Genomic DNA, 10,438 nt, shown 5'->3' with positions numbered 1-10,438 from the left:
AATGATAGTTTACTTTCCAGGAGTGGCTCATGTGTTTCCAGATCGGCTCGCCCTGACGCGTAAGTAGCGGCAGCCACTCGCCAACTTCCGAATGGATCATGTGGTCGAATACAAAACGGTGAGTAGCGTCGTAGGCTTTCAGGTATTTTTCGTCCCCATAAACACGGTATGCATCCAGCATTCCGATAATGACCTCAGCCTGCTGCCAGAACTCTTTTTCCCGATCGTAAACCTCGCCCGCGTGCGAGCCTTCCACATACACACCTCCAAATTCCCAATCGATACCATGTTCTACCGCGTGATCAAATGAAGCGAGTAACTGTTCGCGGTAATCATCATAAGAAATGCCGGCAATATCCAGTGCGTGCATCAGCAGCCACGCAAATTCTACATTGTGTCCGTAGCTGGTATTGTCTTCTGCGGAGCTTTTCATTCCATCTTCGCTGAACCTGTCCCAACCCCAGATAATGTCGAACTTGATTTGCGGCGCAACTGTCCAATCTGCCCAGAATTGCGGGATGCCCGTTTTATATACCGGGTGCATGATCTTGTTGATCAATAATTGTATAATCTCCAACAGCTTGCGTTTGTGTACCTGCTGCTGGCTTGCTTCATACAATGTTGTAAAAGCTTCCATTAAATGCATGTGCGCATCGAGCGTTTTTCGGTCGCCGCCTGCCGGACCCGGGCCTTTCAGATCCCAGTTGCGGTGGAACATTTCGAAGTATCCGCCGTAGTAAGTATCCGCACCGTGTTTTTGAAGCAGGTCGAAAACCTTCTCGGCATATTCCAAACCGCGCGGGTCGCCGGTTGCAAGCGTGTACTCGGCGAGACTGTACATGGCGAAACTGTGACCGTAAATGATCTTTTCGTCAATTTTTACATTGCCTTTGCGGTCCATCAGCCAGTAAAAACCGCCGTGTTCCTTGTCCCACATTTTATCAATCAGGAAGTCAACCCCGTGCCTGGCGATTTCAACATATCTTCCTTCGCCGTAGCCGGCGCGGTGTGCAGAGGAGAATGTAAAAACAGTGCGTGTTTGCGCGATCAACGATTTTTCATCTTCACCTGAGTCATTTCCTGCATTGTCGAAGTGTGTGATAAAACCGCCGTTTTCTTTGTCAACGCACCTGTTTTCCCAAAATGGCAGGAGTTCGTTCGTTAAATGGTTGTGGATTTCGGCTCGGTAGCTTTTTAACTGTTCAATGTTCATCGGGTATAAAATGGTAAGTTTTTTGATTTAACTGCTGTTTTGCGCAAATGGACTATCTGCCGGAATTTATTGTATTAAAACAATCCGTAAACCCGCTCAGGCCAGATCTACTAGGTAAGTCAGGCCGATAAAATAACTACTGAGGTGCATTCGGTGGCGAGGTAAGCGGCAATTGATTTGCAAATGCTGGTACATACTTTTTAATTCGCAGAACATTCTTTTGATATACTTCCTATGAGCAACTCCGAAATCGTCGAGATCCTTGAACTTACTGCCAAATTGCTCGAACTGCACGGTGCAGATCCGTTCAAAATCAAAGGCTATTCGGTAGCTGCATTTTACCTTGACAAATACAAGGAAGGCGAGCTGAGCGCTATGAGTGAGGCTGAGCTCACCAAATTACAGGGAGTAGGAAAAAGTACTGCCGCCAAAATCGCGCAGATCGCCCGCACAGGCACATTCCCCGAGCTGGAAGAACTCATCAGCAACACGCCGCTGGGGGTAATGGAAATGTTCAATATAAAGGGGATTGGTCCGAAAAAAATCGCTGTACTCTGGAAGGAGCTTGGCATTGATAACCTGCACGAACTGGAACTCGCCTGTCTCAATGGGGCTGTTGCAAAGCTGAAAGGCTTTGGAGGTAGCATCCAGCAAAAGATACTCGACTCACTTGCTTTCCTGAAAGATCAGGCGGGTAAGCTCAGAATGGATAAGGCGGAAGCGGTGGCTAATGCGATCATTGCCGAATTAAGAAAAACGTTTGAACCGGTAGAGGCGGCCGGAGATATCCGTCGTAAATCCGAGATCGTAGATACAATCCGCATTCTGGCAGTGACCGACTCGCCGGCTTTGTTACAAAATACAATTGGCGAAATTGACTGGCTCGTGCAAAATGAAAAGCAATCTTCTCCATTTGTCTGGCGGGGTAATGTGCAGGATGTGGCAGTGGCGGTTGAAATTGTGGCTGTAAAACCCGAGCGTGCAATCAACGAACTTTTCCTTGAAACTGCTGACGCAGAACATCTTGGTTTCCAAAATGCTTCCGGGACTTCGATCTGGCGTCAGGCTTATTACGAGAATGCGGATTCCGAAGCCGCCATTTATGAGAAAGCAGGCTTTCCTTATATAGTACCCGAAATGCGCGAAGGCGCAGAGGAATTTATCTGGGCTGAAAAACATAAAACCGAAGAACTGATAACCTGGGACGATCTCCGCGGGATCCTGCACAACCACAGTACTTATTCCGATGGCCAGCATACATTGGAGCAAATGGCAGTGCATTGCCGTGACCTAGGCTTTGAGTACCTCGGCATTGCCGATCACTCGCAAACAGCAGTTTACGCACAGGGACTTTCCATTGAACAGGTACTCAGCCAGCACCAGGAAATTGAAAAACTGAATGCACGCTTTGCTGCCGAAAACCCCGCCAAACCATTCAAGATATTAAAGGGAATAGAATCGGATATCCTCGGTGACGGTTCCCTGGATTACTCGACCGAGATACTTGCTTCCTTCGATTACATTGTAGCTTCTGTACACAGTAACCTCACAATGTCGCAGGAAAAAGCGACCGCGCGGCTGCTAAAAGCCATTGAAAATCCATATACCACGATACTCGGTCACCCCACAGGCAGACTCCTGCTGTCACGAGAAGGTTATCCGATTGACCATAAAGTGATTATAGATGCCTGCGCGGCAAACCAGGTGGTGATAGAAATCAATGCATCACCGTGGCGGCTGGATATCGACTGGCGCTGGATTTCGTATTGTATGGAAAAAGGTGTGTTACTCAGCATCAACCCCGACGCCCACGCCATGGAAGGCTACCAGGATATGCACTACGGCGTAGCCAACGCCAGAAAAGGCGGGCTGACAAAAGATATGACTTTCAATGCATTTGATTTGGTGAAAATGGAGGAGTATTTGAGGAAGAGGAGAGAGGGAGTGAAAGCGTAAAGTTCAGACTTCAAACCTCAGACTTCAAACTTCAAACCTCAGGCTTCAAACCTCAGACTTCAAACTTAAAACTTACTAACTCACTAACTCGCTAACTTACTAACTCAAAACTCATAAACTCCAAACTCATAAACTCAAAAAACCTTCAACCCATGTTCCTGCTGGTAAATCTCAGCTGGAAGATGATTAATGATTCCTTGCTTTAGTGCGTCGATCAATCTTGTTTTCATTTGTTCCCGGTTGACAATAAGGCACACTTCGCGTGCTGGTTCGGGGAAGCGGAAGTGGCGGATGTGTTTTTTGCGTTCTTCCGATAGCTCCATAACTGCCATTTCGGGCAAAATTGTAATTCCACCATTGCGTTCTACCATTCTGATCAATGTTTCCATACTACCGGAACGATAGCTGAAACTGCTGCCAAACTGACTGTTACGGCTTAGCTCGCACAGGCGCTGGATCTGCGTCCTGAAACAATGTCCCTCTTCCAGCAGCCAGAGTTCATTGGGTTCAATATCCGTAGGTAAAATGTATTGCTTGTTGTACAGGTCCGTGTTTTCAGAAACAAATGCAAAAAAGCGCTCTTTATATAAAGGGAGCTCCTGCAAGCTGCTTTCTTCGGACAGCGAAGCGATAATACCTACATCCAGATTGCCCATTTTCAGTTCGGAGATAATCTTCTCCGTAATCATTTCCGAAACGTGCAGCTTGATTTCGGGATATTCAGCAATGAAAGGATTAACAAAATGCGGCAACAGGTAAGGTGCGACGGTAGGTATCACTCCCACACGCAGCTCGCCGGAAAGGTCTCCATTAAAATGCTTTGCAATTTCATTCATTCGGGAAGTTTCCCGCAGAATAGTCTTGGCCTGGTCAATAATCTCGCGACCGATTCCGGTTGGTACAATGGGCTGTTTGGTACGGTCGAAAATTTTCACTGAAAGTTCTTCTTCCAGCTTTCTGATCATCATTGACAAAGTAGGCTGGGTTACATTGCAATGTTCTGCGGCCTGCACGAAATGCCGGTAATTGTCTACTGCGACAATATATTCCAGCTGTTGAATGTTCATAGGCGTTGCTCTTATCTATCATGCGAAGGTAAAAAATAGATTCTGCTTATATGAAATCTGCTCGCATCAGCCTCATTGATTTAACTTTCATTAGCATTAAAGCTTTATTAAATTTTAGTTTTTGGTGATTTCCGGCGCGATTTTCTTGCTTACTCTTCTAAATTAGCTTTTCAAACTATCGCTCACTTTAAATTTCAGATTATGAAAAATCTCAAAATGCTCGTCATGCTTGCATTTCTTGCGCTGACAGCTCCAACAATCGCACAAACTACCGTTCAGGACAAAGACAAAACTGCTCTTAAAACCAAGAAGGACGGCACGCCAGACAAAAGATATGCAGAGAATAAAAAACTAAAAAAGGACGGCACGCCCGACAAGCGGTACAGCGAAAACAAGAACCTGAAAAAGGACGGAACACCCGATAAACGCTATAACTCAAACAAAGCAGATTCAACAAGGGCAAAGAAGAACTAGGTAATTTATTCTTTCCGGAAAAATTAGGGTAAGCGCCCGGCTGGTTGTCATTCCAATGAACAACCCAAGTCGGGCGCTTTTCTATTATAAAATCAATGAATGCAATGGATGCAGCCTTAGCCGATCATGCAACAATTCTGAGCAGGGACAGGGAGACGGAGTTTGAACGGATTTTCAAAAAACACTTTAAAGGACTTCATGCTTATGCCTGCACGATACTCCGGGATGATTTCATGGCAGAAGAAATGGTGCAGAATGTCTTTTGCCGGCTTTGGGAAAAGGCGGAGCAGCTTGAAATCCGCGAGTCGCTCAGCGGGTACCTGTATCGTTCCGTCTACCACGAAAGTCTGAACTATATCAAGCATTTAAAGGTGCGCGACGCTTATCAAACCTACGCGATCCACCAAATGGATCATTCCGACAATGCATCTCACGGTATTGAGCTCGCAGAACTGGAACGAAGACTTGATACTGCATTAAAGGAGCTTCCCGAAAAATGCAGGACGATTTTCCAGATGTCGCGCTTTGAAGAACTCAAATACCACGAAATAGCCGAGCGGCTGGAACTGCCCGTTAAAACTGTGGAGAATCAAATGGGCAAAGCATTGCGGCTTTTAAGACTAAAACTGGTCGACTTTCTGCCAGCATCATTCCTTATATTTTTCTTAGTTAACCAGTCATGAAACAAGAATTAGACCGGCCTATAGATGATCTGCTCGTCAAGTCGCTGCTTGATGAAGCTACGGTCGCCGAACAAATGGAAATTAATCAATGGTTGTCGGACAGCGATGATAACCTGCGCTATTTTGAGGATTTTGAATTGATCTGGAACCAGAGTAAACAGCTGGAACTGGTTAGTAAAGTAGATGAGAATGCGGCCTGGGAGAGGTTTAAAAACCGCGTGAATAAGGAGCAACAGAAGCCTGGAAGGGTTGTGTCTTTAAATGCAAAGCGCGGCTTTTCACTGTTCAGGATTGCGGCGAGTATCCTATTCGCAGCTTGTGCGGGCTGGCTAACTTATCTGTGGGTTGAAGATCAGCGCCAAAGCGAGCAAATCACGATAGCTTCCGGTGAACAAACCCTGACTGATACTTTGCCTGATGGTTCTGTGGTCACTTTAAACCGGAAATCTTCGATCACTTATCCGAAAGAATTCAATGGGGGAACGAGGCAGGTCGCATTGTCGGGAGAGGCGTTTTTTGATGTACAACCCGATAAAAGCAAGCCTTTTATTATCTCGGTCAACAATGTGACGGTGCGGGTAGTGGGTACTTCATTCAATGTGAAGGACAATGCAAAACAAACCGAGGTAATCGTGGAGACCGGGTTGGTGGAAGTGGCGCAGCATGCGAAAAAGATCAGGGTGAAACCCAGGGAAAAAGCAACCGCATCTCACGAATCGAGGAGTTTGATAAAGCAGCAGTCTGATGATGAGTTTTATAATTACTACCGTACCAACAAGCTTGTCTGCAACGGTACGCCGCTCTGGCGACTGGTTGAAATCCTGAATGAGGCTTATGATGCAGATATTGTAATTGAAAATGACAAAATCCGTAATCTGGCTATCAACACTACTTTTGAGCAAAAATCACTGGAAGATATCATTACCGTAATCAGCGAAACTTTCAGGATAGACGCGCAAACTAAGGAAAAGCAGATCATTTTGAAATAGCCCTTATCTTTCGGAATGATTTTGACTTCTAGCTTCATTCGTGCTTTACGGCTGGCCATTATCCTTATTGTAATTCCGCTTACAAGCTTTGCCCAGCAATTACTTAACAAACCGGTTGCCATTTCTGTGAAGGGGCAACCGGTTTCTGAGGTTTTAAAGATGATTGGTGTCCAGGGTAATTTTTACTTTTCCTACAACAGCAATATCATTTCGGGCGACAGTCTGGTCAGTCTGAATGTAACCAGCAAGCCTGTTAGTGAAGTTCTTTTTCAGCTTTTTGGAGACAAATACCAGTATAAGGAAAAGGGGGATTACCTGATCATACTCCCGGCGGCAAGGGACAGAACCGTGGTTTTGACCGGCTATATTATCGACCAGGAAACCAATGCACCCGTGGATTATGCGAGCGTTTACTCGCGGCAATTACTAATTTCAACCATGTCGGAAGATGATGGACACTTTCGCTTGAAAGTCAGAGAACGTGCGTTTCCGGTGCATGTGGTAGTGAGCAAAGTAGGTTACGCGGATACAACGATTGTGTTTGACCATCCGGGAAAAACAGAAATGCGCGTGTCGATCAATCAAAAAGCTGTTGAGCTGGATCCGCTGATCGTGCGCTATTCAGAAGGAGAATCAACCTGGCTGGGGAGGCTGTTCCTTTCGGCCAAAACACGTATGCAGAGCCGGAATATCAGCCGCTTTTTCGTTGCACTTCCTTATCAGGCTTCGCTGACGCCGGGTTTGGGAACACACGGAAGAATGAGCCCGCAGGTTGTTAACAAGTTCTCCCTTAATATTTTAGGCGGCTATACCGCCGGTGTGAATGGCGCGGAGATCGCGGGCGGTTTCAATATTTCGCGGCAGGATGTGCGCTACGTGCAGATTGCGGGGGTGTTCAATGTAGTATCCGGTAAAGTGGACGGTGTGCAGGTCGCAGGTTTCCATAATCAGATTATCGACTCGCTTGCGGGTGTGCAGGTATCAGGTTTTAGTGGCATTGTAAAAAAACATGCAGCGGGCGTTCAGATCAGCGGTTTTTTGAGCCGCACCCGCGCGGGTTTGAATGGTGCACAGATAGCAGGCGCTATAAACCTGTTGGAAGGCAAAGCTAAGGGAATTCAAATTTCCGGGGCATACAACCGGGCTACCGGCAGCTTCAATGGAGTCCAGGTTTCCGGTGCAGCCAACCTTGTGAAAAATACATTGTCCGGAATGCAGATTACCGGCGGGGTGAATCTTGCCAAAACAGGAGTGCGTGGAACGCAGCTGGGAACTGTTAATTACGCCAAAAACCTTCGCGGATTTCAATTAGGTATTGTCAACATTGCCGATAGTTCCTCCGGCGTGAGCATTGGATTAATCAATATCATAAAAAGGAGCACCTCGAATATTTCTGTCTATACAATGGAGACAGCACCTTTCAATGTGGCCTGGAAAATGGGCACGCACAAGTTTTACAGTATCCTCACTGCCGGTGCGGATGCAAGTGCTCAAAAAAGGACTTACCAGTTTGGCGCCGGCTTTGGAAAAGAGTTCTTCCCATTCAGAAAAGTTGGCTTTGTTACTGAGCTAATGAGCTTAAATACTTTCCAGGGCGATTGGGAGAATACGCCTGTGATGCACCGGCTGCAAGTCGCTGCTACCTGGAAGCCGTCCAAGCGGATAGTAATTTTCGCCGGCCCGGCTTATTCATTTTATTACAACGATTTAAAAGAAAGTAAACCCGGCTACAAATCCTTTCCACCATTGGGATATCCTTCTAATAAAATCAGCGACAAAGTCACGTCCTGGCTAGGCTGGCAAGCTGGCATTAGCTGGCGTTATGGGAGGTTGTAATAAAATTAGCAGCAGTCTTCAATTTTCCTGAAAATATTTGGAGTGAGCTCCCGTCGCCAGGGACGTGATAGCTCTGGCTTTACAAAAATGATTTTTTGATCTTCCATTGTGAGCAGTACATTAGCTTTGTAGCCACTATTATCGATTATTTTCAGATTATCGATCAGATGCAAATGCTTGTCGAGCATTTTTAAATTGCCATAAAAATTCTCTCGTATATGAATGGGAGGAACATAGTGACCGCTCTGGATCACCCTTGTCGCGATTCGCTGGAAAGACAATTCGAGCGTCTGTAGAGACAGAAAGATGAAGTGGATCCTATATCCAACGCTTCTGAACCGCTGAATTACCCGCCATGAAGTTGCTTCGCTAAAATGTCCTTCATACGCCAAATCTGTGCTGGCCGCAATAGCCTCTTCAACAAGTCTCTCAAAGGTGCGGATCAACTCTTCCCCGGCCTTTTCTCTGGCATATTTGGAAACTTTAAATTCCTTGTAAAACTGATCGAGAAATTTGTAAAAGGTTTTATCGCCATCAAACACTTCCAGATCTGCATAGTCAGGTAATAAGCTAGTACTCAGGACAGATTTGCCAGCTCCGTTAGGACCCGTAATTACAAAAAGTTCAGGCATAAAGTACGCCAGGGATACCGTGTTTCTCTCTGATCTGAGCTGCTTCGGATAGCGTTAAGGTTCTTATTTCAATTGGGTAGCGTCCGTCTGTACTGATTTGCATCAGCTTCATCGAACCATCAGGATACTCATGAATAAATTCGTTTTCGGCGAATTCATCATCCCATATCATGAATACAGATCCAGACTCCAAAGTCTTAAATCTAAGCTCTTCAATCCCGAGATTTAGCTTGGTTTCGTCTGCTTGTTCCATAAATGGGTAGTGATTTTATCTTTAAGTATTTAGGTTGAATATATCAAACTGATAAGAAAAACAGAAAAAAATCCCTCAAATTTTTAGGGTTAGCCGCATTCGAGTTGTCAGTATTGTACATACGGCGGCGAGAGAGCATTGAAGGCCTGCAATTGAATTGATCGCGACTGGCTGTATGTATTTGAATCATCTGTTTAAATACAATACTATGAAAACTCCATTCGCAATACTGTTCAAAATTTTGGTAGCAGTTATTTCAGTTACTACTTTCTCAACAAACGCATTCGCGCAAAAAGACACTACTTCCCTCATTCACGCGGGGCTTATATATCCAATCAGTTCAAACGGGCAGCGTGCTGCTGAGTATACCAACCGCTTTTCACTACATGTTATTGCCGGCTTGTCTGCCAATGAAACCGGGGCTGCAATTTCCGGTGCGGCCAATGTGATTAAAAAGGAGGCGAATGGTGCGCAAATAGCAGGCGCAGCCAATATCATCGGCGGCTCGGCACATGGAGCCCAAATTGCTGGTGCGGTGAACATCATCGGTCAGTCGGCGCAGGGCATGCAGATAGCAGGTTTTTCCAATGTCATCATAGATAAGGCAGAAGGTGCGCAAATTGCCGGATTTATGAACCTGACCGGCAAATCCAACTCTGTGCAGATTGCCGGTTTTACCAACATCGTTAAAGACAGTGCGCAGGGCGCGCAGGTAGCAGGCTTTCTCAACAAGGCTGGTACTACCAATGCACAGATTTCCGGTTTTATGAATATTGCGAAGAAAGTGAAAGGTATTCAGTTAGCCGGTTTGATCAACATTGCCGACAGCAGCGACTATCCCATCGCATTGTTCAACTTCATTAAAAACGGAGAGAAATCAATTGCAGTCACATTGGACGAATCCATGACAGGCATTGCTTCATTCCGGTCCGGAGGAAGGGTTTTGTACGGAATTGCAGGGGTAGGATATAACCTGAAAGATAATGACAAACCGCTGTATGCAGTAGAAGCAGGTTTGGGCGCGCATATCGGACTTTCACAGCAGTTCAGGATCAATGTGGAGGCAGTAAGCCAGACGCTATCAGACTTCGACGAAGGTAATTTTTACAAGAGTTCACTACGTATTTTGCCCGCATACAGAGTACGAAACCGGTTTGAGATCTTTGCAGGCCCTACCGTCAACTATGCGACACACGAACGTGGCGAAGAATTCAGCTTTGTTGACAAGTACCTTTGGAAGAATAATAAATCAGAGGATTTCCACGGCTTATACCTGGGATTCAATGTAGGTGTACAGCTCATTTTGTAGTATAGCTCCTGTTTTTACTCCAAATT

At 45.8% G+C, this 10,438-nt stretch carries 10 protein-coding genes; 6 read left to right on the top strand and 4 right to left on the bottom strand.

The features are described 5' to 3' along the window. Window positions 1-1,213, bottom strand: a 1,213-nt coding sequence (locus ACTIE6_RS08585; protein ID WP_439556245.1) for an AGE family epimerase/isomerase, incomplete at its 3' end; no start/stop codon positions are given. Between the two features lie 234 nt (window positions 1,214-1,447). Here ACTIE6_RS08585 and ACTIE6_RS08580 point away from each other — a divergent pair. Beyond that, entirely contained in the window at window positions 1,448-3,169 is a 1,722-nt protein-coding gene (locus ACTIE6_RS08580; protein ID WP_439556244.1) for a PHP domain-containing protein, read from the top strand. A gap of 134 nt (window positions 3,170-3,303) precedes the next feature. On the opposite strand, the gene ACTIE6_RS08575 is transcribed toward ACTIE6_RS08580, so the two are convergent. After that, window positions 3,304-4,236, bottom strand: coding sequence for a LysR substrate-binding domain-containing protein (locus ACTIE6_RS08575; protein ID WP_439556243.1), 933 nt, complete (start codon window positions 4,234-4,236; stop codon window positions 3,304-3,306). Window positions 4,237-4,437: 201 nt separating this feature from the next. Here ACTIE6_RS08575 and ACTIE6_RS08570 point away from each other — a divergent pair, with 201 nt between their 5' ends. The 4 genes from ACTIE6_RS08570 (at window position 4,438) to ACTIE6_RS08555 (ending at window position 8,218) form a co-directional block, all read left to right on the top strand. Next, entirely contained in the window at window positions 4,438-4,710 is a 273-nt protein-coding gene (locus ACTIE6_RS08570; protein ID WP_439556242.1) for a hypothetical protein, read from the top strand. A gap of 104 nt (window positions 4,711-4,814) precedes the next feature. Further along, entirely contained in the window at window positions 4,815-5,393 is a 579-nt protein-coding gene (locus ACTIE6_RS08565; protein WP_439556241.1) for an RNA polymerase sigma-70 factor, read from the top strand. Then, complete coding sequence (locus ACTIE6_RS08560) at window positions 5,390-6,382, top strand: FecR family protein (protein WP_439556240.1); 993 nt, start codon at window positions 5,390-5,392, stop codon at window positions 6,380-6,382. Before ACTIE6_RS08565 ends, ACTIE6_RS08560 begins: the two co-directional genes overlap by 4 nt. Before the next feature lie 15 nt (window positions 6,383-6,397). Continuing rightward, complete coding sequence (locus ACTIE6_RS08555) at window positions 6,398-8,218, top strand: STN and carboxypeptidase regulatory-like domain-containing protein (RefSeq protein WP_439556239.1); 1,821 nt, start codon at window positions 6,398-6,400, stop codon at window positions 8,216-8,218. Window positions 8,219-8,223: 5 nt separating this feature from the next. Here ACTIE6_RS08555 and ACTIE6_RS08550 read toward each other — a convergent pair whose 3' ends face one another. Both ACTIE6_RS08550 and ACTIE6_RS08545 read right to left on the bottom strand, forming a co-directional pair. Beyond that, a complete protein-coding gene (locus ACTIE6_RS08550; RefSeq protein ID WP_439556238.1) occupies window positions 8,224-8,850 on the bottom strand; it encodes a zeta toxin family protein in 627 nt (208 codons plus the stop codon). Further along, on the bottom strand, window positions 8,843-9,103 hold the full coding sequence (locus ACTIE6_RS08545) for a hypothetical protein (RefSeq protein ID WP_439556237.1): 261 nt from the start codon (window positions 9,101-9,103) through the stop codon (window positions 8,843-8,845). The genes ACTIE6_RS08550 and ACTIE6_RS08545 overlap by 8 nt, the downstream gene beginning before the upstream one ends. A gap of 208 nt (window positions 9,104-9,311) precedes the next feature. Between ACTIE6_RS08545 and ACTIE6_RS08540 the strand changes: the two genes are divergently transcribed. Next, entirely contained in the window at window positions 9,312-10,412 is a 1,101-nt protein-coding gene (locus ACTIE6_RS08540) for a hypothetical protein (RefSeq protein ID WP_439556236.1), read from the top strand. The last annotated feature ends 26 nt before the right edge of the window (window positions 10,413-10,438 follow it).

It is taken from the genome of Dyadobacter sp. (assembly GCF_051859145.1).
In the GTDB taxonomy this organism is placed as follows: domain Bacteria; phylum Bacteroidota; class Bacteroidia; order Cytophagales; family Spirosomataceae; genus Dyadobacter.
Note: the sequence above shows the minus strand (reverse complement) of the source record. Positions and strands in the feature narration are given on the sequence as shown.

Bases quoted from the DNA above. Each gene is read 5' to 3' on its own strand.
- ACTIE6_RS08580 (WP_439556244.1), top strand. From the start codon at position 1,448: ATGAGCAACTCCGAAATCGTCGAGATCCTTGAACTTACTGCCAAATTG.
- ACTIE6_RS08575 (WP_439556243.1), bottom strand. From the start codon at position 4,236: ATGAACATTCAACAGCTGGAATATATTGTCGCAGTAGACAATTACCGG.
- ACTIE6_RS08570 (WP_439556242.1), top strand. From the start codon at position 4,438: ATGAAAAATCTCAAAATGCTCGTCATGCTTGCATTTCTTGCGCTGACA.
- ACTIE6_RS08565 (WP_439556241.1), top strand. From the start codon at position 4,815: ATGGATGCAGCCTTAGCCGATCATGCAACAATTCTGAGCAGGGACAGG.
- ACTIE6_RS08560 (WP_439556240.1), top strand. From the start codon at position 5,390: ATGAAACAAGAATTAGACCGGCCTATAGATGATCTGCTCGTCAAGTCG.
- ACTIE6_RS08555 (WP_439556239.1), top strand. From the start codon at position 6,398: ATGATTTTGACTTCTAGCTTCATTCGTGCTTTACGGCTGGCCATTATC.
- ACTIE6_RS08550 (WP_439556238.1), bottom strand. From the start codon at position 8,850: ATGCCTGAACTTTTTGTAATTACGGGTCCTAACGGAGCTGGCAAATCT.
- ACTIE6_RS08545 (WP_439556237.1), bottom strand. From the start codon at position 9,103: ATGGAACAAGCAGACGAAACCAAGCTAAATCTCGGGATTGAAGAGCTT.
- ACTIE6_RS08540 (WP_439556236.1), top strand. From the start codon at position 9,312: ATGAAAACTCCATTCGCAATACTGTTCAAAATTTTGGTAGCAGTTATT.